The following is a 21,525-nucleotide window of genomic DNA, read 5'->3' on the forward strand; positions in this document are numbered from 1 at the left end:
AGCATGACATAAATAAATGGTAATGCCAACAAAAATATTGCAGCGGATGACGGGACTTCAGTTTACCAAGCGCTTCTAACATTCTTTTTCTAAATCATTTACACTCATGGTCAGTTTGATTCACTAAACCGACTTCAGCCCAACTAAACAATCAGTTTGCTTTTTTGTTCTTTATACATGAACATAGAATTACGTAAACTCGGTATCGAAGACTACCAAGATCTTCGAGAATCCATGCAACAAGCTTATTTAGATAGTGGAAATGGTGTTTGGAGCAAAGCGAAAATCAATGACTTATTGCGCATATTTCCTGAAGGCCAGCTCTGTATCGCCGTAGATGGCAAAGTAGTAGCGTGTTCACTTTCGATTATTGTAGATTACGATTTATTTGGTGACACTCACACTTATGAAAAAATTACTGGAAAATATACATTTTCGACCCATACACCACATGGAAATGTACTTTATGGCATAGAAATATTTGTACATCCTGAGTATAGAGGTTTGCGTTTAGCTAGAAGATTATATGAAGCTAGAAAGGAACTTTGCGAATTGCTCAATTTGGAAAGTATCATTGCCGGCGGCAGAATTCCGGGTTATCATGAGTATGCAGATCGATTAACACCTCGACAGTATATTGACAAAGTTAAAGCAAAGGAAATTTACGATCCTACTTTGTCGTTTCAAATTGCTAATGATTTCCACGTAAGAAAAGTGCTTAAAAACTACTTGCCCGGCGATCAAGAGTCTAAAGAATACGCTACGCTAATTGAATGGAACAACATTTACTATCACGACAATGTTTCTCCTCGGTCGGCACAAACCATTAGATTAGGTTTGGTACAATGGCAAATGCGTTTGTTCAGTGATTTGGATGCTTTTTACGAGCAGGTTAAATTCTTTGTAGATGCAGTAAGCGGCTATAAATCAGACTTCATCATGTTCCCTGAGTTCTTTAACACTCCTCTCCTACAACCTTATAATCATTTGCCCGAACAGGAAGCAATGAAGAAACTAGCGGATAAAACCGAGGAAATTGTGCTGAAGCTTCAGGAATATGCGGTGGCTTATAACGTAAATATCATCTCTGGCAGTATGCCTGTAAAAGAAAATGGCAAATTGTACAATGCAACTTATTTGTGTCATCGCAATGGACTGACCGAAAATTATAGGAAAATACACATCACTCCTAATGAGAAAAAATACTATGGCATGAGTGGTGGCGATAAGATTGGTGTTTTTGATACCGATTGCGGTAAAATTGGCATTTTAATTTGCTACGATGTTGAGTTTCCTGAATTGAGCAGAATTTATGCCGACCAAGGGATGCAGCTATTATTTGTACCATTTTTAACTGATACACAAAATGGCTACACCAGAGTGAGGCATTGTGCACAAGCTAGAGCTATTGAAAATGAATGTTATGTGGCCATTGCAGGTTGCGTAGGTAACTTACCGAAGGTGAATAACATGGATATTCAGTTTGCCCAATCGGCGGTATTTACACCTTCAGATTTTGCTTTTCCAACCAATGCCGTGAAAGCTGAAACGACGCCAAATACAGAAATGATGTTGGTAGTTGATGTGGATTTACACTTATTAGATGAATTGCACCACTTTGGAACAGTGAAGATATTGAAGGATAGACGGAAAGATTTGTATGAGGTGAAGCTACTTAAGGAGTAGCTTCACCCTTGTTAATTATTTGGTAACGTTATTTCTAAAGAAGAAAAACCAGATGATAAGCAACACCACTACAACAATTGGAATAATCCATTTCATTGCCTGACCCGCACCGCCGTTATCCGGTTCGTTTACCGTTGGTGCGGGTTTTGGATTTTGTTTGTGCGCATCGTAATCATGCTCTACCTCGTGAGTAACATGTTTATTTTGGTCGTTTATATTTTCTGCTTGATTTTCCATAATCTTAAGTTTTAATTTAGTTGTTGGTAATATTTTAATCTTAGTACTTAAACAATAAAGCCATTAAAAGGTTTTTTGAGCGAATTGCTATTATCTTTGCAGTACAATGTTGAGCAAGCAAGTCCAGTACAGTCAAATGATTAAGCAAGAAGCGCTACGCTTAGGCTTTATGAGCTGTGGAATTGCGAAGGCAGATTTTTTAGAAAAAGAAGCACCTAGATTAGAGCATTGGTTAAAAAACAACCATCATGGAGAAATGGGCTACATGGAAAACCATTTCGATAAGCGACTTGACCCCCGATTACTGGTTGATGATGCCAAGTCTGTGGTTTCCTTAACGCTAAATTACTATACTGGTCAACAGCAACTCGACCCGCAGGCACCTAAAATTTCCAAATATGCTTATGGCTCGGATTATCATAGCGTAATTAAGGAAAAGTTGCAAGAATTGATGGCTTACATTCGTGAAAATATTGGCGAAGTTAGTGGCCGTTGCTTTGTTGACTCCGCACCGGTGATGGATAAAGCTTGGGCTGAAAAAGCGGGTTTAGGTTGGCGTGGCAAAAATTCAAATTTAATTAGCAAACAAGCTGGTTCTTTCTTTTTTTTAGCAGAGCTGATTATTGATTTGGATTTGGCTTATGACAACCCCTTCCCTACGGACCATTGCGGATCTTGCACTCGTTGTATTGATGCCTGCCCTACAGATGCGATAGTTGCGCCTTACGTAGTTGATGGCAGTAAGTGCATTTCGTACCTTACCATTGAGCTGAAAAACGAAATTCCAGCGGAATTTAAAGGAAAAATGGACAATTGGATGTTCGGTTGCGACGTTTGTCAAGACGTATGCCCTTGGAATCGATTTTCTACACCACATCAAGAGCAACAATTTGAACCCAAGGAAAACTTACTTGGGCTCAGCACAAGCGAATGGACCGACTTAACCGAAGAGGTATTCCGTAAAGTTTTCAAGAATTCAGCAGTGAAAAGAACTAAATTTAGTGGTTTAAAACGGAACATCGATTTTCTAAAGCAATGATGAACAGAATATTATTGATCATGCTTTGTGGCAGTTTCTTGTCATGCGCAACACAGCAGCTTAAATTTGTCAAACGAAAAGCAAATGCATTAAGTGGTAGCGAATTTGCAAAAAGTATTGCCGATACCAGTTTAACCCTGGAAGCACGTGAACAAATCATCTTTACGGAAGTTAAAAACGGAAATGTTCCTGACTTTTACAGAAAGCCAACGACAATCAACATTACGCAAACCATTAGTGGAAAGTTGTATCAGTTAAGCTTTCAAGTAGCACCAGATTATTTGCTTATTGGAAATGACGAAGATTTCTTTTATACACCAACTACACCGATGTTAGCGCAGAAAATTGCCAGTTTAAGCAAAGCGATGCTACCAACTAAAAAAATGGTGGATGATATTTATTCCAATGCTTTAATCAGGTTGGCACCTCAACCAATTCCTCCAAGTAAACTGATGACTACCGTTCCTGTTTTTATAGCTCATAACAATATAGTAATTAAGCAGTTGGATAGTTTAAAGAAAAGGCATTTACAATCAGAGTTAACTGGAGGACATAAGAAAGACATCATCATTTCTAATAAAATCTATGGTCAGCCTACGCCTCGAGTAGTTATTTATGGCTGGCACAAATTAGATGGGAAAGCGATTCAACCCGTGTATAATAAGCATACCAATACTTGGGCCGATTACAGTCACGGGGTAAGATTGGTGTTGAACGACGCGATTTTAAATGGCAAAAAAGTTAAACTATCGGCTATTTTAAAAGATCCTTTATTGCATATCCTGTTGAGTGATGAAGGAATAATTGAAAACCCAACTTATCCGACAACGAATTAACCATTGTTGGGTTTACTTACAAAACTATTTCCTCTAATGTAAAACCGGAATGGCCAAAGCGCATGCTCCTCCGCGTAAGCCACGCCTATACGAGTGGTAGAAACAATTTGATCTTCATCCAAGTCGGCTGCCCGTTCAATCCAAATTTCATCTGCTGTTAAAAATTTAGCGTTGATTTGCTTATCGATCCCCAAAGCTTGAGCTAATGCGCCAGGTCCAGCGGTGATGCGTGGTGCGAGCTTTTGCATTTTTCTGCGCTGTAACATCACATCCAAACCTGTAGTTGGCTCAATACCTCTTATTAATATGGCCTGAGGATTTCCTTCTTTACCACTTACTACATTAAGCAAATGATGGATGCCGTAGCACAAATACACATAGGTAACGCCACCAGCCAAGTACATGGTAGCGGTTCGGTTTGTATTTTTACCACAATAAGCATGGCAGGCCTTGTCAATTGCGCCGTCGTAAGCTTCTGTTTCGGTAATGATGCCACCAGTTAGCTCACCATTAATATTGGTAAACAGTTTTTTCCCTAAAAGCTGCTTAGCTAAGCTAACTACATCTTCTTGAAGATAGAAATCTGCAGGCAGTTTAGACATCCAAAAACCTCAAAATTTCAGTTAAATATTTCGCATCTATTTCATCAAAGTGCGATAAATGTTCGCTATCCACGTCTAACACACCGATGATTTCGCCCTGCACAACCAAAGGCAGTACAATTTCTGATTTAGAAGCAGAGGCACAGGCAATGTGTCCAGGAAACTCATCCACATTAGGTACGATCAGTGTTTGTTCTTGCTCCCAACTACTGCCACAAACACCCTTTCCCTTTTTTATACGGGTACAAGCAACTGGACCTTGAAATGGGCCTAATACTAATTCATCTCCTTTAATGAGATAAAAGCCCACCCAAAACCAATTAAACTGTTCTTTAAGTGCCGCACAAACATTAGCCAAATTGGCAATTAGATCTGTTTCGCCGGTTAGTAATGCTTGTATTTGAGGTAAAATAGATTGATATTGCTCTTCTTTTGAAGCTTCTTTTAAAATCGTTAAATCTTCTGCCATGCACAAATTTAGCTATAAATTAAACAACGTTTCAATTAAAAATTGGCTTATGAAACTGTGGTGATGAAATTAAGTTATCAAAACAATAACCGTTGTTCATCTATTTTGCCTCTTGATTTTGGTTCATGAAAATTAGAAAAGCCCACGCCAATTAAACGTACTAACTTACCATCGAAATCAGCATTTTCTAATAATGTTTGTGCAGCTTTATATGCTTCTTCCTCATCCGTAATCGCTTGCTCAAAGGAAACGCTTCTGGTAATCTGTTTAAAGTCAGCAAATTTGATCTTAAGCGTTAATGTTCTTCCGTAGAGCTGATATTGCTTAACTCTTTTAAATGCCGACTGTGTAATCTGCAACAAACGTTCGCTCAACTCGCTGCCCTTATCCAAATCATAGCCAAAGGTATCCTCGGAACTTACCGATTTAATTTCTCGATCAGGTTTTACAGGACGATTGTCGATTCCCCTTACGATATTGTAGAAAAACTTTCCGGACTTACCAAATAGCAAAGTTAACCGCTCCTCACTCAGTTTTTTCAAATCGCTGCCTTTACGAATGTGCTGCATTTTCATGCGCTCAGCAGTTACTTTTCCTACACCATGAAATTTTTCCACTGGAAGTTTCTCCATGAATTTTTCAATTTTAGATGGACCTATAAAAGTTAATCCATCTGGCTTGTTCATGTCAGAAGCAATTTTAGCTACAAATTTGTTAATTGAAACTCCTGCCGACGCTGTAAGGTTCAACTCATCTTTAATTGCTTTTTTAATTTCTTCGGCAATGGTAATTGCAGAACCAATATTGAGTTTGTCGTGGGTGACATCCAAGTAAGCTTCATCTAGCGAAAGGGGTTCAATCAAATCGGTATATCTGCTGAAAATTTCTCTGATTTGCTTCGAGACTTCTTTGTAGGCACTAAACCTTGGGTAAACGAAAATAGCGTAAGGACATAATTGCTGCGCTTTTTTAGACGACATTGCCGAACGGATTCCGTAAGTCCTTGCCTCGTAACTCGCAGTAGCCACCACTCCACCCCTTCCGTCGGGAGAGCCACCGACTACCACAGGCTTACCTCTTAATTCCGGAAAATCTCGTTGTTCAACCGAGGCATAAAACGCATCCATATCCACGTGAATAATTTTGCGAAATTTTGCTGCCTCGTTTTTCATTCCTCTAAAATAAAACTTTCGTAAGCTCTTTCAGCCCAAAATTGATAGTTTTTTGAGGCGAAAGGTGTTCCATTTAATATCGTGTGAATGAAACCATTTTTTTCAACTAAAACGGTATGGTAAATTTTCGCTTCCGGATTTTTAATCAGTAGTAAGCTTACATTACTTCGGCGATTATTCCATTTTAGGTAAGCGTCTGTTTCTTCTTTTCTAAGCTTTTGAAGGTCATTAGCCATTAATTTGCTCCTATACCAAGTGCCACCAGTTGGCGAAACCAAGGGCTTGCCATTATACACTACCACGCTATCGTTATATGAAATTACCTGTAGTGAGTTGTTTTTATTGCTAAGCCAACGATTTAATTTAGCTTGGTGCTTTTCTGTTTCGTAGCCATAAGTGGCATCCAGGAAACCTATCCGATTGATAAAAGAAGGAATGTTTTGGTTAGCATTAATGAAGCCAAAAATGAAACTACCTCCACCGCTATGGGCACACAATACAATTTTCGGCTTTAAAGATTTATATTTTACATACACTTCGTCGACCAACACATTGATTAAACTATCTGATTGATGATGACTTTTTCGCCAAGAAGGCCAGCTTTTCAAACTGTTCTCTGCATAAACTACAATATAGTTTTTCGAATTATCAATGTTACGAATGAATTGGGTTTGTGCTCCAATGTGTTGGATATCAAAATGCCAATCGTCGCCTTCTTTCAGTTTTTTACCGAAAGTTTGTGCGGTGGTATTGCCATTTGGTAGCGCATAGATAATGACCTCGGTAGGACGTTTGTTAACGATTGTTCCTTCATCAAAAGTTAGGCTGACGCTACTATCGGCCATAAACACAGCATTTGTAAGCCCTTGGAAAGAGCGCTGCGCTTTTAAGTTAATTGAAATAACTAATGAAAATATAACGATTAGATAGCGCTTCATATCCACAACTTTATTTTTTAGGCTTCCGGCCTAGGTTAAGCACTGCCCCAACGCTAAATACCGAATGCCCAGCATTCAAGTATTTTCTGTTACGTAAACCAATGTTACTCCCGCTAGTGTATTGCAATTGGAATTGTTCGCTTAACACCATCCTGGTAAAGAAAACAGGTTCGATAAAAATGTTATCCTCGTTTGGCGTGGGAACACCGTTTAATTTAAAATCATTGGTTGAGACAAAACTTAAACGCCAAGCGGTACCATAGTTCAACCCAAAATCAATCCCAAGCAAACGCACTTTACTTGTTTTTTTAGAGCTGTAATTGGCTTGCACAAAAGTTTTAGTATACTTCGCATCGTAAATATCGCTATTTATTAAAATGCCATCGTCAAAATCTCTGAATACACGAAAGCTATTTGCGGTACCCATGCCTGCATAGAACTCTAAAATTCTATTGTCTTCTGGCCCAAAGGTTTTAAAATATCCGCCAGCAATTTCAAAATATCGATGATCAATATCTTTACGTTTTTTCTGAATGTCCAGAAATCCAAAATTTACCATTGCCGCTAAATGATCGCTTACTGCATAAGCACTATTCACATTTACATTACCCCTTAATGAAACATGTGCGCCACCTGCAAATTCTCCCTTGGTAGTCAGCATTGGCGTATTTGGTACGCCTGGCATGTAAATGGATGAGCAGCTGCTAAGAAAAATACTAGCAAGTAAAATAACAGTTAATCGAAATTTGTACAGCATATGGTTAATAACAGCAATATATCAAGAAAATTGTTTTACAGGGTAAAATTCATTAAGTCGAGCATTCTTTTAAACTCTGGCTGCACATCTGCAATTATGGTAATTTGTTGTTCAGTAACTGGATGCGCAAAACTGAGCGATAATGCATGCAACATCATGGTATTCATCTCTAAATGCTCCTTAAAATAGCGATTCTGTTTGTTACATCCGTGTGGCCTATCGCCAATTATTGGATGAAAGATATGCGCAAAATGTTTACGTAATTGGTGCATACGACCAGTTCTCGGATTAGCTTTCACTAAGCTATACCTCGATGTTTCATGTTTTCCGATGGCAAACGGCATTTCTGCCTGCTGCAAGGTGACGAATTTGGTTTGAGCATCCTGTAAAGTGCCATTTTCCTTAGCCAAAGGATAATCAATTTCTAATTCTGGTGGTGTGTAGCCCCTAACAATTGCTAAGTAGTGTTTATCTACTAAGCTCTCCTGAAATTGCTTCTGCATTGCGATTTCAGTACTTTTATCGAAAGCAAAAAGTAGTACCCCTGAGGTTTTTCTATCCAAACGGTGCGTTGGATTTACGTGCTTACCTACCTGATCTCTTAATAATTGCAAAGCGAATTCCTTTGCGTCGTCTGCTATTTTAGAACGATGCACCAATAGCCCATGTGGTTTATTGATAGCAATGAGATGCTCATCCTGATATAAAATTTCTAACACGCAACGAAGATAGTAATTGTAGTTTGGCTTTTTTAATACAAGTCGAATGCAGTTCTAAATGTATTGCAGTGTGCATCAACAATCACCTTAATATCTTCCGAATAACCGCCTCCCATACTTACCTGAACCGGTAACTGATTTTTCAAACAATGCTCAAAAACAATTTGATCACGCTGTTTGCAAGCTTGTTTGCTCAACGCTAATTTACCTAGTTTATCACTAGCCAATACATCAACGCCTGCCAAATAAAATATAAAATCCGGTTGATGCTTTTTAATAATCTGAGGAAATTTATCACTTAAGATGGAAAGAAATTCATCATCTGCCACACCATCAGCTAAGCCAATATCAAAATCAGATTGTTCTTTTCTGAACGGAAAATTTTTCTCGCCATGCATGGAGAAAGTGAATACTCGTTCCTCTGTTTGAAATATTTCAGCGGTTCCGTTTCCTTGATGTACATCTAAATCGATAATTAAAATACGTTTAGATAAACCATTATTCAGCAAATAATTAGCCGCAATAGCTTGGTCATTTAACAAGCAAAAACCCTCTCCCCAATTGCTACCTGCATGGTGAGTCCCACCAGCAACATTAAATGCAATGCCATACTGCTGTGCATAAATAGCTCCATCAATAGTGCCTTGCGCTATCCGGATTTCCCTCTCTACCAACAGCGCATCAAGTGGAAAGCCAATACGTCGCTGCTCCTTGTAAGGCAAAGTAAGTTGCTTCAGTTGCTGCCAATAGTCTTCACGATGAGTGCTTATGATATGTTGCTCAGTCAAAGGTTCTGGAGCGAATAAATTGCTTTGCTCAATAGTGCCTTCATGTAGTAATTGTGCCGGAATTAGCTCATACTTCAGCATTGGAAACCGATGTCCCTCTGGTAGTGGATGTGCATAAATGGGATGATAAGCAATCTTTATCATGACAAAACCAACGACTAATCTAAGATCTCCCCTACATGTTTTTCAATGTTGTTGCAAATTTGGTCCACTGGTAAATCGTTTGCATCCGTACCAAATGGGTTTTCAATTTCTTCAGCAATAAGTTCCAAACTGGCTAGCACGTACAGAATAAAAGGAACAATACCAATCACAAAATAACCTAAACTAAAAACCCATCCAAAAGGTAAGGTAATTACATACACGAAGATGAACTTTTTGATAAAAGCACTGTAAGAATATGGTATCGGTGTATTTTTAATTCTTTCGCAAGCGCCGCAAACATCAGTGAATTGAGTGCTATCATTGCTAAGCGTAATCAGTTGTTCACCAGTAATTTTACCAGCTTTACTTAAATCAAAAAGTTTGTTCGTAATACTCACAGCAACCTGATTGGGAATGTGCTTTCCTCCGTCAATTTCAATTAGGATACTATTTTTACCGAAGTACTGCTTTTCACGCAAATGTTCCTTTAAAGCAAAGGCATATTTTGGAATTGCGTATTTAAAAAATGCTCGGTCTTCGTTACTTAAATCGAGTGCGTTTAATCTAATGGCAAAGTTACGACTAACGTTGACCAGCTGCCCTAGTAACCGCCTTCCTTCCCACCATCTATCATATGAGGTATTAGTACGAAAAACCAATAACATCGAAATCACAAAACCCAAAAGGCTGTGCATCATGCCAACATTTTTAATATAGCTAGTTTCGGATAATTTGACGTAGTTAAGTTCCAGATAGGCAATGATACCCGAGAAAATCGCTACGCTAAGCATCAATTTCCAAAGCTTATAAAACGAGTCAGCTTTGTGAAAACGAAAAATAAAATTGATCCACTCTTTTGGATTGTAATTAATCATTCTTTAAAGATTTACCTATGGATAAAAGCAGTTCACCTGTTTTGAACACGTCTTCAAAACTATTGTACATTGGCACCGGACTCAATCGGATCACATTTGGCTCTCGCCAATCTCCAAGTACATTATTTTTCACCAAGTGATCAAAAAATTGTTTACCATTTGATTTTGCTATAATTGATACTTGAGCACCCCTTTCATTTTCATTGGAAGGCGTTATGATTTTAAACTGCTCCTCTCCTAATTCGTTATTTACTTCGTTAATGATATAAAACAAATAGCCGGTTAATATTTTGCTTTTGTTTCGCAGTGGCTCCATAAATCCTATTTTTTCAAACGGTTTTAAAGATGCGTGATACAAAGCCATTGGCATTACCTGCGTACAACTTACCTGCCAACCATCAGCGCCTGCTTCGGGTACAAAACCTTTTTCCATTAAAAAGCGAGTTTTCTCTTGATAACCCCACCACCCAGCAAATCGAGGCATATCTTGATCGCCAAAATGCTTTTGATGCACAAAAATACCGCTGATGCCACCTGGCCCAGCATTTTGATATTTATAAGAACACCAGCAAGCGAAATCTACGTCCCAATCGTGCAGCTTAAGCGGAACATTTCCAGCGGCGTGAGCCAAGTCGAAACCAACTACCGCACCAACTTCATGACCTTTTTTGGTAATGGCTTCCATATCGAACAACTGGCCTGTGAAATAATTGATGCCGCCAAACAGTACCAAAGCAATTTCATCGCCATTATGTTGAATAGCTTCTAAAATATCTGCAGTAGCTAAAGTATAGGCTCCATTTTTAGGAGCAACTTCAATAATCGCTTCTTTAGTATCATAACCATGAAAACGCACCTGACTTTCAATAGCATATTGGTCAGAAGGAAAAGCACCCGCCTCCATAATGATTTTGAAGCGCTTTTGTGTCGGTCTGTAAAAACTCACCATTAACAAGTGTAAGTTAACCGTTAAGGTGTTCATAGGACAAACTTCCAATTCGCTAGCTCCCACTATTGGTGCCATCAACTTTTTAAGCTCCTTATGATAAAACATCCAAGGCTTATCCCCTTCAAACCAGCCTTCAACCGCTAAATTTTGCCAGTTGTTTAGCTGTTCGTTTAAAACCTCTTTCGCTATTTTGGGCTGTAAACCCAATGAATTGCCGCATAAATAAATGAATGGTTGTCCGTTTTGCTGAGGAAATAAATATTCGTCCCTCAATGCTTTTAACGGATCAGCTGCGTCCATAGCCTTTGCAAAGGCTAGGTTATTTTCAAAATTTATCATATGGAGTTATGACCTAGAATTGAGTTGAACTTACTTGCCAAATTTCATCTTAAGCTGTTCCAACATGTCATTGGTAACTGGCTTTGCTGGCTCCTGTTTTTTAGGCGGCGCAGTACGTTGAGTTTGTTGTTGCGTAGGCTTCGGCTGCTTAAGTTCTTCCTTTCTTTTATTCCAACGCTTCCAAATCTCCTCCAATTTCTTTTTAGTGAATAATGGAAAATCGCCCTGCATCATCCAAGCATAATAACTTGGCTCGGTATTGAAAATAGTTTCTAATGTTTTGCCCTTATGCTTGCCGAAATTAATACACTCTTCGCCGTTGTCATTAAATACAATGCGCCCCGCATAATCAACGGATTTATTGAGATTAGTAAAGCTATGCAAAGCATCCACATCATTAACAACCGGAACCGAAACCTTTCCTTGCTTGTCAGTGAATTCAGCATCTTTATATTTATCTAGCTGTGCTAAAAGCACTTCATAAGTAGCTCTTATATCAGCTTCAGCGGCATGTGCATTAGTTAAATCCTTATCGCAATAAAACTTATAAGCAGCTTTTAACGTCCGCTGTTCCATTTGATGAAAGATATTTTGAACATCAACAAATTTCCTGTCCGACATGTCTAAATCAACGCCTACACGTAAAAATTCTTCCAAAAGCATTGGGATATCAAATTTGTTAGAATTATATCCAGCTAAATCAGCATCGCCAATAAAATCTGCCAACTCTTGCGCAACATCAGCAAATTTTGGCTCGTTTTTCACATCCTCATCATAAATTCCATGAATTAAGGAAGTAACCATCGGAATTGGAATTTCTGGATTTATCCGTTTAACTAGCATACTTTCAGTACCATCGGGCATTGCTTTAAGTATAGCAATTTCTACAATGCGATCTGCTCCTACGTTCACTCCAGTTGCCTCAATGTCGAAAAATGCTAGAGGGCGTTTTAAATTTAATTTCATACAGGTTATTCTAAGTTCCAAATTTGCTAAAATACTATCGTAATTTCTCTTTTTCACTTAAAAAAGCTATTAAATAAATCACATATTGCTTCTACAGAACAAACATAAAGTTTGGATTTAGCGCCAACTCAACAATATTTTAAACTTTCCGAAAATAAATGAATTGCATCGATTAAATTGCGGACTATTAAACCAACGCTAATGATACGCAAACTCTTATATTTCCTACTGATCTTGCCTTTTAGCTCATTTTCCCAAGAATTTGAGTTTGGCAAACTTACCGAAAGCGATTTTAATTTCGATAGAACTAAAATAGACAGCAATGCTAACGCTATTTATTTAAATGAATTTGGTACTACGCGGTTCACGTTTGACTCGGAAACGGGACGAATGATGTTAGTGCATAATTATCATGCAAGAATAAAGATTTATAAAAAAGAAGGTTTTGAGGCCGCTAATGTAATCGTACCGCTTTATAAAAGTGGCAGCGCAAATGATCAGGCGGAATATATTTCCAAAATCAGAGCAGTCACCTTTAATTTAGAAAACGATAATCCTGTGGAATCTGAAATGAGTGAAAAAACTGTTTTTAAGGAGGAGAAATCAAAATACTTAACCTTAACAAAATTCACCTTACCTAATCTAAAAGAAGGTTCGATTATTGAATACGAGTACACGATTGAAAGTCCTTACCTGTTTAATTTCAAAACATGGAACTTCCAGGCAGATTTTCCGAAGCTTCAGAGTACCTACGTAGCATATATTCCTGCAAATTACAGGTACAATGTATCACTTCGTGGATTTTATAAGTTAACAGAAACTAAGTCAGAAGTAAATAATGGCTGCTTACGCGTTGCGGGGAAAGATATGGACTGCTCGAAATTGACCTATACCATGAAAAACCTTCCGGCGTTTATGGAAGAAGATTACATGACGGCAGCTTCTAACTATAAATCAGCAATTTACTTTGAATTATCGGAAGTATTTTATTTGAATGGCTCCAACCAAAAATACACAAAATCATGGAGCGACATTGACTACGAGTTGAAAAGCAATAAAGATTTTGGTGGTCAAATGAAACGTAAGGAAGTTTTCAAAAATATACTTTCCTCCGTAATTTCAGATAGTGACAGCGACCTGTCTAAAGCAAAAAAGATATACGAATACATTAAAAAACAGGCGAAATGGAATAATTATTACGGTAAATACAGTGAAATTGGCGTTAAAGATTTAATTGAGAAAAGATCTGGAAATGCAGCAGATATCAACCTGGCATTAATTGCAGCTTTAGGAGCCGCAAATTTTGATGTAGAGGCAGTAATTTTATCAACTCGAGAAAATGGAACAGTGAATAAATTGTACCCCATTATCAGCGATTTCAACTACGTAGTGGCTAAAGTAAACATCGATAACGAAAGTTATTTATTAGATGCCACTGATCCGTTTATGCCTTTCGGGTTATTGCCTTTGAGGTGTATTAACGATCAAGGCAGGGTAATTAATTTAAAGAAGCCTTCTTATTGGATGGATTTAAAAGCATCGAAAAAAAGTTTAACTAGTTACTCCCTTATAGGGACAATTTCCGAAGATGGGAAAGTAAAAGCTACGTTAACCAATATGGCCATGGGTTACGATGCTGCGAACACGAGGAAAGAAATTAAAAAATACACGTCCATTGATGAATACGTGGAAAAACTTGATGAGAGATTGAGCAACATCAAAATTAAAAACTTTAAAATATCAAATATTGACAGCGTAGAAAATGCCCTAATTGAAGAGTATGAAGTTGAAATAAATACCGGCAGTAGCAATGGTGGTAATCAAGCATTCAACCCGTTTTTTATCAATCCTCTTCGCAGAAATCCATTTAAATTAAAAGAAAGAAACTATCCTGTTGATTTAGGTGCTGCCAGAGAAGAGCGAATTTTAATACGTATTGCCTTACCTAGTGGTTTTTCGATAAAGGAGCATCCCAAAGACTATTCTTTGGCATTGCCTAATCAGGGTGGAAGATATATTTTGCAAACCGGAATTAATGAAAATGAATTTACCTTAAACCAGCTTTTCACTTTAAACAAAGCCATTTATACTTCTGAGGAATATTACTATTTAAAAGAATTTTATAATCAGATTATCCAAAAACAAAAAACTGATGTCGTTATCGTTAAAGCCAATAAATAGAAAAATACTACTGTTACTTCTTTTCTTTGCGTTTAGCGCTGTAGGCTTCGCTCAAAATTTTGCTTTATCAAACCTAAGTAGTCAATTAACAAATAAGGCACATGCTGTAATTAGAGATAGTAAAGTTGTAGTGGATATGCAGTCGACCGACAATGTTCTTGTTAGTAATTACAAAGCGGTAACAGTTTTAAACAAAAACGGCGACAAATATGGTCAGCTCGCAATATTTTATGATAAAAACATCAATATCAAATCCGCCAAGGGAGAAATATATGACGAATTTGGCAAGCTGATCACTAAATTTTCTTTAAGTAATTTCAAAGATGAAAGCGCAGTTAGTGATTTTTCGTTATTTGAGGATAGCAGGGTGAAGTATTACATTCCGCAAATAAATTCTTACCCATATACCATCGTTTATCAATATGAAATCAGGAACAAACAGAATTTGATTATTCCTGATTGGCGGCCTTTGCCAGGTTTTGATGTTGCAGTGGAAAAAAGCAGTTATGAGTTTAAGTATGGTTTACTTGATGAAGTTAGGGTGCTTGAAAGAAATTTCAAAGGCCTGAAAAATGAAATCCCCAGTGAAAAAAGAATTAGCAAACAATGGTTAGTTGAAAACCTCCCGGCAATCAAATACGAAGCGTATGCAACTAATCCTGAAACCTACTTCCCTGCCGTAAAAGTGGCGCCCAAAAACTTTAGCTATTACAACTTTAAAGGTAGCTATACCAACTGGAACGAACTAGGAAAAATATCTTATGATTACTTATTGAAAAATGGACGTGAGCTACCTGCAACAACCACAAACTTTGTTAAAAACTTAGTAAAAGATGAAAGTGGCGACAAAGCAAAGGCTAAAAAGATCTATGAATATTTTCAACAAAAAACAAGATACATCAGCGTGCAAATTGGAATTGGCGGCTTTAAACCAATAAGCGCAAGCGAGGTAGACAAGTTAGGGTACGGTGATTGTAAAGCATTGGTGAATTACATGCAGAGTTTACTTGAGGCCGCTGGGATTGATTCTTACTATTGCGTAGTAGACGCAGGAGATGATAAGACGGATTTAATTAAAGATTTCGCCAGCATGGAACAAGGAAATCATATTATTTTATGTATTCCTGTGAATGGGGAAAATATTTGGTTAGAATGTACCAGTCAGGATGCGCCATTTGGTTACCTAGGTTCGTTCACTGACGACAGATGGGTGCTAGCATGCACCAACGAAGGCGGAAAACTTATGAAAACGCCTAAGTACGAAACAAGTAAAAGCACTCAATTAAGAACATCGGAATTGCTACTGGCTGACAACGGCAGTATTAAAGGCACACTAAAAACCGAATTTAGCGGTTCTCAATTTGACAGTCACTTTTTTTTAACGAAAAAATCGCCTTTAGAACGTGAAAAACAACTGAAATATCTGTATGATATTAATAACATAGAATTTACAGCTGTTGAGTTGGAGGCCAATACCGACTTGCAGCGCTTTACAGAAAAGCTAACGTTCGAAGCCACAAATTATGCTAGTATAAATAACGGTAGAATTACGTTTTCACCGAATCTTTTCAATGTTAAACGAAGTGTTCCGTCGGTAAGAAATAGATCTTTAGCATTTGAAATAAAGCGAGGTTACACAGACGAAGACAAAATCACTTTTAGCTTAGGCTATCAGATCATACCTTTTATTTCTCCGAAAACAATGAAAATAGAAAGTAAGTTTGGCAACTACTATGCTGAAATTAAGTTAACCGACGGAAAGCTTAGCTATTATCGCAAACTAGTTTTAAATGACGGTACGTATAAAGCAAACGAATACGAAGCTTATGAAAGCTTCATCAACGAAATTGCAGACTATGATAGAGTTAGGATTTCATTTCCAGTTAAAAAGTAGAACGCTATTTACTAGCTTCCTTTTTCCACTTAATACTGCAGCCAATAGCCTTAGTAGATGACACTGTAGGCTTTTGTCCACTTAAAAGTTGGTTTACGGCATTCTGAACATAGTTTTCACGTTGCGCATTTAGCTCTTGTTGATCGTTATCTATCGCACCAATATAAGCTACTTCATTACCGCTGGCTGTTTTCTCTAAAACAAAAACATGTGGTGTACGCTGTGCACCATATTTTTTAGTAAAAACGTGATCTGGATCTAACAAATAGGCGAATGTGAATCCTTTTTCCTTTACCCTCTCCTGCATTTTTTCATAGCTATCTCCTGGAGATGTGATGGGATCATTGGTGTTGATTGCCACTACTGGATATCCTTTTGCAGCATACATTTTATTCAAGGCTTCTATTCTAGCTTCATAGGCTTTAGAAACCGGACAGGTGTTGCAGGTAAAAACTACTATATATCCCTTTGTATTTTTATAGTTAGCGAGCGAAACATTTTTACCATCTGTATTTTTAAGGTTGAAATCTGCCGCGATATCTCCCACTTGATATCCCGATTGCGCAAATACAACAATGGCAACAACTAAAAACAAACACGTTAATATTGACTTTTTCATAATTCTACATCTTAGTGTTAAAAAAATATTCAATTAATTATCTCTAAGTTTATTGCTCTACCACTTTTCTAAGCTGCTCATAATTAAACGTCCGTTCATAAAATGAGCGCCTCCGATCAGCCGTGTTTATAATCAGTGTAGCCGGCAGAGCACCCGACCAGTTTTTATCTAAACGGTCAATAAAGCGTTGTTGATCAGCTTCATTAACTACGAAAACCTCAGCTTTAAGTTGATGCTTATTAACGAAAGGTATTACATCGCTATTTAATTTCGATTTAAAATCTAAACTCATCAGCAATACTTTAACTGGCTTTTTAAAGTTTTCGGTGTTAAGCTTTTCAAAATATGGAAGCTCTTCTACACAAGGTACACACCAAGTAGCCCAAAAATTTATTACAAAAGTAGTGTCCTTTCCTTTAGCTGCTCGTGCTTCTAACTCATTTAAAGTTAGTAATTTAACTTGAGCATTAGCAACTAACCCAGTTAAAATCAACACAATTGTTACAGTGAGTTTAGCCAGCATATTTTAGCGTTTTGTACGGTTTAAAAGCAGCTCGTTAACTTCTTCTTCCACATATTTCTGTGTGGGTATAGCTTTTTCATCTGGTTGATTGTCAATATTTCCAATATATTTCACCAAAAAGCCGTTGTTTATTTTTTTCAGCACTACTGCTTTAGGCGTTTGCCGTAAATCGAACAGCCAGGTATACTTGAATTTTTCATCAGCTAAATACGGAAAAGTAAACTTCCTTTCCTCTGCTAATTTTTTCATCGCTGGCATAGCATCAAAAGGATAGTCTTTCTCATTATCACCATAAGGTCCAATGGCAACTACAGGAAATCCTTTTGAAGCATATAAATTATTAAGTTTAATCACCCTGTTAACGTAAGCCAAACAGTGATCGCAGCTTGGGGTCATGAAAACCAATATAAAACCGCTTTTGTTTTGTTCCCTTAAACTGTAATAGCTACCATCAACATTTTTTAATCGAAGACTGTCAAGCGTGTCTCCCACTTTCAACACCTCTTGTGCTTTCGAAAAAAAGCCCCAAATCAATAGCACAGCAAGTAATACCGATATTCTTTTCATTAGTTCAGTGTTCCTGTTTTAACAATAGCTTGCTGGTACACAGGCAACGATAAATCATCAACAATAACTCCGCGAGTAGTTGAAGCGTGTACAAAGAAATCACCGTTTAAGTAAATTCCCACATGGTCTACTTCTTTTCCACCAAAGGAGAAAAAAATCAAATCGCCTTCTTTTAAATTGCCCAAACTTCGCTTTTTGATGGCTTCAGCTTGATCTTTAGACCTTCTAGGAAGTTTTCTGCCGTAGATATCTTGTTGTAGCAACAGGGCAAAACCCGAACAATCAATGCCACTTTTATCCAAACCACCAAGCCTATATCTCACTCCAGTCCAATCATTAATAAATCTATAAAGTGATTTATTTTTCAAATTTGCCATCGCGTCGGCGGCACGAGCTGCTTTAGTGTTACTTGTACTTTTTCTGCTACCGCATGATGCCAATAGCAACATTAAACACATACAGATCAATAAAAAATAACTTCGCTTTGTAGTGATTATCATTCGATTTAAATTTTGATGACTACTTAACGTTCTTCAATTGAAAGTAAAGTAGCTTTAATTCTTAATCAGTCTCTGAATTTCGTCCAGTTTTAATAACGCCTCAACAGGAGTTAGCGTATTTACATCTAAGTTATTCAGCGAATCTCTAATTTTAACTAATACCGGATCATCTATGGCAAACATCTGCAATTGATAAGCTTGGTTTTGCACTTTCTTGATGCTGTCTTTAATGCTCTGCCCCTCGGTCCTGTCAATCTCTAGACGCTTCAATATTTCGTTAGCCCTTCCAATTAATTTGGCTGGCATGCCCGCCATTTTAGCCACTTGTATACCAAAACTGTGCTCACTACCGCCAGGAACTAATTTACGCAAGAAAATCACTTTGTTTTGCAATTCCTTAATTGTCACGTTGTAATTTTTGATACGACCCATGGTATTCTCCAAGTCGTTCAACTCGTGATAATGCGTAGCAAAAAGTGTTTTTGGGCGAGCAGTTGGATGTTCATGTAAATACTCTGCAATTGCCCAAGCAATAGAAATACCATCGTAAGTGCTTGTTCCCCTGCCAATTTCATCCAATAAGATCAAGCTTCTATCGGAAATGTTATTCAAGATACTAGCCGTCTCATTCATTTCAACCATGAAGGTACTCTCCCCGCTCGAAAGGTTATCGGAAGCGCCTACTCGAGTGAAAATCTTATCTACAATACCTAAACTCGCCGATTTAGCCGGAACGAAACAGCCCATTTGTGCCATCAATACAATTAATGCAGTTTGTCTAAGAATGGCAGATTTACCAGACATGTTCGGTCCAGTAATCATCATGATTTGTTGCGTATCACTATCCAAGTACACATCATTAGTAATGTACTCTTCTCCCACAGGCAAACGCTTCTCTATAACTGGATGCCTACCACCTTTGATATCAATTTCTTTGCTCGTATTTAGCTCTGGCTTAGCGTAGTAATTCTTCAATGAAAGCTGCGCAAAACATAACAATACATCTAATTGTGCCACTAGATAAGCATTGAGCTGAATTGGCTTGATGAAATGAGAAACCTGATACATCAATTCGTTATAAAGCCTAACTTCAATTGCTTGTATTTTTTCCTCGGCTCCTAAAATCTGCTCTTCATATTCCTTCAGCTCCGGCGTAATGTAACGCTCTGCGTTTACCAAAGTTTGTTTCCTGATCCAGCTTTCGGGAACCTTATCTTTGTGTGTATGCGTAACCTCTAAATAATAACCGAAAACGTTGTTAAAAGATATTTTTAGGGAAGGAATACCAGTATTTTCAATTTCTCGACGCTGAATTTCTACCAAAAATTCCTTTCCACCAAAGGCTATTTTACGCAACTTGTCTAACTCTTCATCTATACCGTCCGCAATTACATTACCTTTGGCTAATATTGCTGGCGGGTCGGCCTGAAGCTCTCGTTCCAACTTATCCTTAATGGTAGTGCAAGCATTTAATTGTGAGCCAAGCACTTCCAAAAATGGGTTCTTGCTTTCTTCCGCCAGTCTTTTGATTTCTTCAATATGCGACAATGCTCTTTTAAGCTGCAACAGTTCTCTCGGACCAGCCTTCTGTAATCCAACTTTGGAAATAAGTCGCTCTAAATCACCAATGGGCTTAATATGCTGCAAAAACTCGTTAGAAATCTCTTCATCTTTCACAAAGAAATCTACCATACCGAGTCGTTCTTCAATTGGCTTCAACTCCTTTAATGGCATAATGATCCACTTATGCAACAACCTCGCTCCCATTGGTGTACAGGTATCGTCCAGCACATCAAAGAGTGTTACTGCATTATCGTTTGCCGAACTAACCAATTCCAAATTACGTATAGTAAATCGATCCAGCCACATGTATTTTTCTTCTTCTACACGTGCAATACTGGTAATATGTTGTAAGTTACGGTGCTCGGTTTCGCCCAGATAGTATAAAATAACGCCGGCAGCCACTATACCCGAAGTAAGTTTATCTACTCCAAATCCTTTTAAAGAACTTACTTCGAAATGTTTGGTAAGAATTTCGCTTGCATAATCCTGTGTAAACGCCCAATCGTCGATGTGGTAAGTATAAAATTTATCGCCAAAAATTTGGGGGAATTCACTTCGTTTACTCTTTTGATAGACAACCTCGGTAGGCTTAAAACTTTGCAGTAATTTATCTACATATTCTGCACTACCTTGTGCCACCAAAAACTCTCCAGTAGAGATATCGCAAAAAGCTACGCCAAATATGCCTTTTTCAAAGTATACTGCCGCTAAATAATTATTTGATTTCTGACTTAGGATATTGTCGCTGTAGGCTACGCCCGGTGTTACCAATTCTGTAACGCCCCGTTTGACAATCGTTTTGGTCATTTTTGGATCTTCCAACTGGTCGCAAATTGCCACACGTTGCCCTGCCCTAACCAATTTAGAAAGGTAATTTTCTAAAGAATGGTGCGGAAAACCTGCCAATTCTAATGCGCCGTTGGGGCCAGTTCCTCTTTTAGTTAAAACGATGCCCAAAATTTGTGCTGTTTTAACTGCATCCTCTCCAAATGTTTCGTAAAAATCTCCAACCCTAAATAATAACAATGCACCGGGATACTTTGCCTTGATGGCATTGTATTGCTGCATTAACGGGGTCTCTTTTGTATTTGCCTTGGCCAAAATTATCCTAAATTACTAAGCTGTAAATATACCATTTGCTAAATGGCTAGGCCGATTTTGT

21 protein-coding genes are annotated in these 21,525 nt (G+C 37.8%); 5 read left to right on the plus strand and 16 right to left on the minus strand.

Annotated elements, in window-relative coordinates:
- Window positions 1–177: 177 nt before the first annotated feature.
- Window positions 178–1,686: a GNAT family N-acetyltransferase gene (locus ACY2A0_RS18020; RefSeq protein ID WP_461790768.1), complete on the plus strand. Its 1,509-nt coding sequence runs from the start codon at window positions 178–180 to the stop codon at window positions 1,684–1,686.
- 15 nt (window positions 1,687–1,701) lie between these two features.
- Here the strand turns inward: ACY2A0_RS18020 and ACY2A0_RS18025 are convergent, their stop codons facing one another.
- The gene (locus tag ACY2A0_RS18025; protein ID WP_113635176.1) at window positions 1,702–1,923 is read right to left on the minus strand and encodes a hypothetical protein; all 222 of its coding nucleotides are present in this window, start codon (window positions 1,921–1,923) and stop codon (window positions 1,702–1,704) included.
- Window positions 1,924–2,029: 106 nt separating this feature from the next.
- On the opposite strand from ACY2A0_RS18025, the gene queG reads away from it, so the two are divergent.
- Complete coding sequence (gene queG / locus ACY2A0_RS18030) at window positions 2,030–2,962, plus strand: tRNA epoxyqueuosine(34) reductase QueG (protein ID WP_461790769.1); 933 nt, start codon at window positions 2,030–2,032, stop codon at window positions 2,960–2,962.
- Complete coding sequence (locus ACY2A0_RS18035) at window positions 2,959–3,798, plus strand: hypothetical protein (RefSeq protein ID WP_461790770.1); 840 nt, start codon at window positions 2,959–2,961, stop codon at window positions 3,796–3,798. The genes queG and ACY2A0_RS18035 overlap by 4 nt, the downstream gene beginning before the upstream one ends.
- Here the strand turns inward: ACY2A0_RS18035 and ACY2A0_RS18040 are convergent.
- From ACY2A0_RS18040 to ACY2A0_RS18085, 10 genes are all read right to left on the minus strand, one after another.
- Window positions 3,795–4,400, minus strand: a complete 606-nt coding sequence (locus ACY2A0_RS18040) for a DNA-3-methyladenine glycosylase (RefSeq protein WP_461790771.1) — start codon at window positions 4,398–4,400, stop codon at window positions 3,795–3,797. The two genes, ACY2A0_RS18035 and ACY2A0_RS18040, sit on opposite strands and share 4 nt — an antisense overlap.
- Window positions 4,393–4,869: a GAF domain-containing protein gene (locus ACY2A0_RS18045; RefSeq protein WP_461790772.1), complete on the minus strand. Its 477-nt coding sequence runs from the start codon at window positions 4,867–4,869 to the stop codon at window positions 4,393–4,395. Before ACY2A0_RS18045 ends, ACY2A0_RS18040 begins: the two co-directional genes overlap by 8 nt.
- Window positions 4,870–4,946: 77 nt before the next feature.
- Entirely contained in the window at window positions 4,947–6,041 is a 1,095-nt protein-coding gene (dinB, locus tag ACY2A0_RS18050) for a DNA polymerase IV (RefSeq protein ID WP_461790773.1), read from the minus strand.
- On the minus strand, window positions 6,038–6,979 hold the full coding sequence (locus ACY2A0_RS18055) for a hypothetical protein (RefSeq protein WP_461790774.1): 942 nt from the start codon (window positions 6,977–6,979) through the stop codon (window positions 6,038–6,040). The genes dinB and ACY2A0_RS18055 overlap by 4 nt, the downstream gene beginning before the upstream one ends.
- 10 nt (window positions 6,980–6,989) lie before the next feature.
- A complete protein-coding gene (locus tag ACY2A0_RS18060) occupies window positions 6,990–7,736 on the minus strand; it encodes a hypothetical protein (protein ID WP_461790775.1) in 747 nt (248 codons plus the stop codon).
- Between the two features lie 35 nt (window positions 7,737–7,771).
- Complete coding sequence (locus ACY2A0_RS18065) at window positions 7,772–8,455, minus strand: pseudouridine synthase (RefSeq protein ID WP_461790776.1); 684 nt, start codon at window positions 8,453–8,455, stop codon at window positions 7,772–7,774.
- A gap of 32 nt (window positions 8,456–8,487) precedes the next feature.
- Window positions 8,488–9,387: a histone deacetylase family protein gene (locus tag ACY2A0_RS18070; protein WP_461790777.1), complete on the minus strand. Its 900-nt coding sequence runs from the start codon at window positions 9,385–9,387 to the stop codon at window positions 8,488–8,490.
- 14 nt (window positions 9,388–9,401) lie between these two features.
- Window positions 9,402–10,262 carry a bestrophin family protein gene (locus tag ACY2A0_RS18075; protein ID WP_461790778.1) on the minus strand — a complete coding sequence of 287 codons (861 nt, stop codon included), beginning with the start codon at window positions 10,260–10,262 and terminating at the stop codon, window positions 9,402–9,404.
- The gene (gene kynU / locus ACY2A0_RS18080) at window positions 10,255–11,550 is read right to left on the minus strand and encodes a kynureninase (protein WP_461790779.1); all 1,296 of its coding nucleotides are present in this window, start codon (window positions 11,548–11,550) and stop codon (window positions 10,255–10,257) included. The genes ACY2A0_RS18075 and kynU overlap by 8 nt, the downstream gene beginning before the upstream one ends.
- Before the next feature lie 30 nt (window positions 11,551–11,580).
- On the minus strand, window positions 11,581–12,516 hold the full coding sequence (locus ACY2A0_RS18085) for an exonuclease domain-containing protein (RefSeq protein ID WP_461790780.1): 936 nt from the start codon (window positions 12,514–12,516) through the stop codon (window positions 11,581–11,583).
- Between the two features lie 201 nt (window positions 12,517–12,717).
- Here ACY2A0_RS18085 and ACY2A0_RS18090 point away from each other — a divergent pair, with 201 nt between their 5' ends.
- Complete coding sequence (locus ACY2A0_RS18090) at window positions 12,718–14,697, plus strand: DUF3857 domain-containing protein (protein ID WP_461790781.1); 1,980 nt, start codon at window positions 12,718–12,720, stop codon at window positions 14,695–14,697.
- Entirely contained in the window at window positions 14,669–16,591 is a 1,923-nt protein-coding gene (locus ACY2A0_RS18095; protein WP_461790782.1) for a DUF3857 domain-containing protein, read from the plus strand. The genes ACY2A0_RS18090 and ACY2A0_RS18095 overlap by 29 nt, the downstream gene beginning before the upstream one ends.
- Window positions 16,592–16,595: 4 nt before the next feature.
- Here the strand turns inward: ACY2A0_RS18095 and ACY2A0_RS18100 are convergent, their stop codons facing one another.
- Genes ACY2A0_RS18100 through mutS form a run of 5 tightly spaced genes read right to left on the minus strand, consistent with a single transcriptional unit; the run spans window position 16,596 to window position 21,464 of the window.
- Window positions 16,596–17,210, minus strand: a complete 615-nt coding sequence (locus tag ACY2A0_RS18100; RefSeq protein WP_461790783.1) for a thioredoxin family protein — start codon at window positions 17,208–17,210, stop codon at window positions 16,596–16,598.
- 49 nt (window positions 17,211–17,259) lie between these two features.
- The gene (locus ACY2A0_RS18105; RefSeq protein ID WP_461790784.1) at window positions 17,260–17,733 is read right to left on the minus strand and encodes a TlpA family protein disulfide reductase; all 474 of its coding nucleotides are present in this window, start codon (window positions 17,731–17,733) and stop codon (window positions 17,260–17,262) included.
- Window positions 17,734–17,736: 3 nt separating this feature from the next.
- Complete coding sequence (locus ACY2A0_RS18110) at window positions 17,737–18,300, minus strand: redoxin domain-containing protein (RefSeq protein WP_461790785.1); 564 nt, start codon at window positions 18,298–18,300, stop codon at window positions 17,737–17,739.
- Entirely contained in the window at window positions 18,300–18,800 is a 501-nt protein-coding gene (locus ACY2A0_RS18115; protein WP_461790786.1) for a C40 family peptidase, read from the minus strand. Before ACY2A0_RS18115 ends, ACY2A0_RS18110 begins: the two co-directional genes overlap by 1 nt.
- A 54-nt stretch (window positions 18,801–18,854) precedes the next feature.
- Window positions 18,855–21,464, minus strand: coding sequence for a DNA mismatch repair protein MutS (gene mutS / locus ACY2A0_RS18120; protein WP_461790787.1), 2,610 nt, complete (start codon window positions 21,462–21,464; stop codon window positions 18,855–18,857).
- Window positions 21,465–21,525 lie beyond the last annotated feature (61 nt).

Origin of the sequence: Pedobacter sp. (genome assembly GCF_965249885.1) — a bacterium.
GTDB lineage: Bacteria > Bacteroidota > Bacteroidia > Sphingobacteriales > Sphingobacteriaceae > Pedobacter.

Bases quoted from the DNA above. Each gene is read 5' to 3' on its own strand.
- ACY2A0_RS18020 (WP_461790768.1), top strand. From the start codon at position 178: ATGAACATAGAATTACGTAAACTCGGTATCGAAGACTACCAAGATCTT.
- ACY2A0_RS18025 (WP_113635176.1), bottom strand. From the start codon at position 1,923: ATGGAAAATCAAGCAGAAAATATAAACGACCAAAATAAACATGTTACT.
- queG (WP_461790769.1), top strand. From the start codon at position 2,030: ATGTTGAGCAAGCAAGTCCAGTACAGTCAAATGATTAAGCAAGAAGCG.
- ACY2A0_RS18035 (WP_461790770.1), top strand. From the start codon at position 2,959: ATGATGAACAGAATATTATTGATCATGCTTTGTGGCAGTTTCTTGTCA.
- ACY2A0_RS18040 (WP_461790771.1), bottom strand. From the start codon at position 4,400: ATGTCTAAACTGCCTGCAGATTTCTATCTTCAAGAAGATGTAGTTAGC.
- ACY2A0_RS18045 (WP_461790772.1), bottom strand. From the start codon at position 4,869: ATGGCAGAAGATTTAACGATTTTAAAAGAAGCTTCAAAAGAAGAGCAA.
- dinB (WP_461790773.1), bottom strand. From the start codon at position 6,041: ATGAAAAACGAGGCAGCAAAATTTCGCAAAATTATTCACGTGGATATG.
- ACY2A0_RS18055 (WP_461790774.1), bottom strand. From the start codon at position 6,979: ATGAAGCGCTATCTAATCGTTATATTTTCATTAGTTATTTCAATTAAC.
- ACY2A0_RS18060 (WP_461790775.1), bottom strand. From the start codon at position 7,736: ATGCTGTACAAATTTCGATTAACTGTTATTTTACTTGCTAGTATTTTT.
- ACY2A0_RS18070 (WP_461790777.1), bottom strand. From the start codon at position 9,387: ATGATAAAGATTGCTTATCATCCCATTTATGCACATCCACTACCAGAG.
- ACY2A0_RS18075 (WP_461790778.1), bottom strand. From the start codon at position 10,262: ATGATTAATTACAATCCAAAAGAGTGGATCAATTTTATTTTTCGTTTT.
- kynU (WP_461790779.1), bottom strand. From the start codon at position 11,550: ATGATAAATTTTGAAAATAACCTAGCCTTTGCAAAGGCTATGGACGCA.
- ACY2A0_RS18085 (WP_461790780.1), bottom strand. From the start codon at position 12,516: ATGAAATTAAATTTAAAACGCCCTCTAGCATTTTTCGACATTGAGGCA.
- ACY2A0_RS18090 (WP_461790781.1), top strand. From the start codon at position 12,718: ATGATACGCAAACTCTTATATTTCCTACTGATCTTGCCTTTTAGCTCA.
- ACY2A0_RS18095 (WP_461790782.1), top strand. From the start codon at position 14,669: ATGTCGTTATCGTTAAAGCCAATAAATAGAAAAATACTACTGTTACTT.
- ACY2A0_RS18100 (WP_461790783.1), bottom strand. From the start codon at position 17,210: ATGAAAAAGTCAATATTAACGTGTTTGTTTTTAGTTGTTGCCATTGTT.
- ACY2A0_RS18105 (WP_461790784.1), bottom strand. From the start codon at position 17,733: ATGCTGGCTAAACTCACTGTAACAATTGTGTTGATTTTAACTGGGTTA.
- ACY2A0_RS18110 (WP_461790785.1), bottom strand. From the start codon at position 18,300: ATGAAAAGAATATCGGTATTACTTGCTGTGCTATTGATTTGGGGCTTT.
- ACY2A0_RS18115 (WP_461790786.1), bottom strand. From the start codon at position 18,800: ATGATAATCACTACAAAGCGAAGTTATTTTTTATTGATCTGTATGTGT.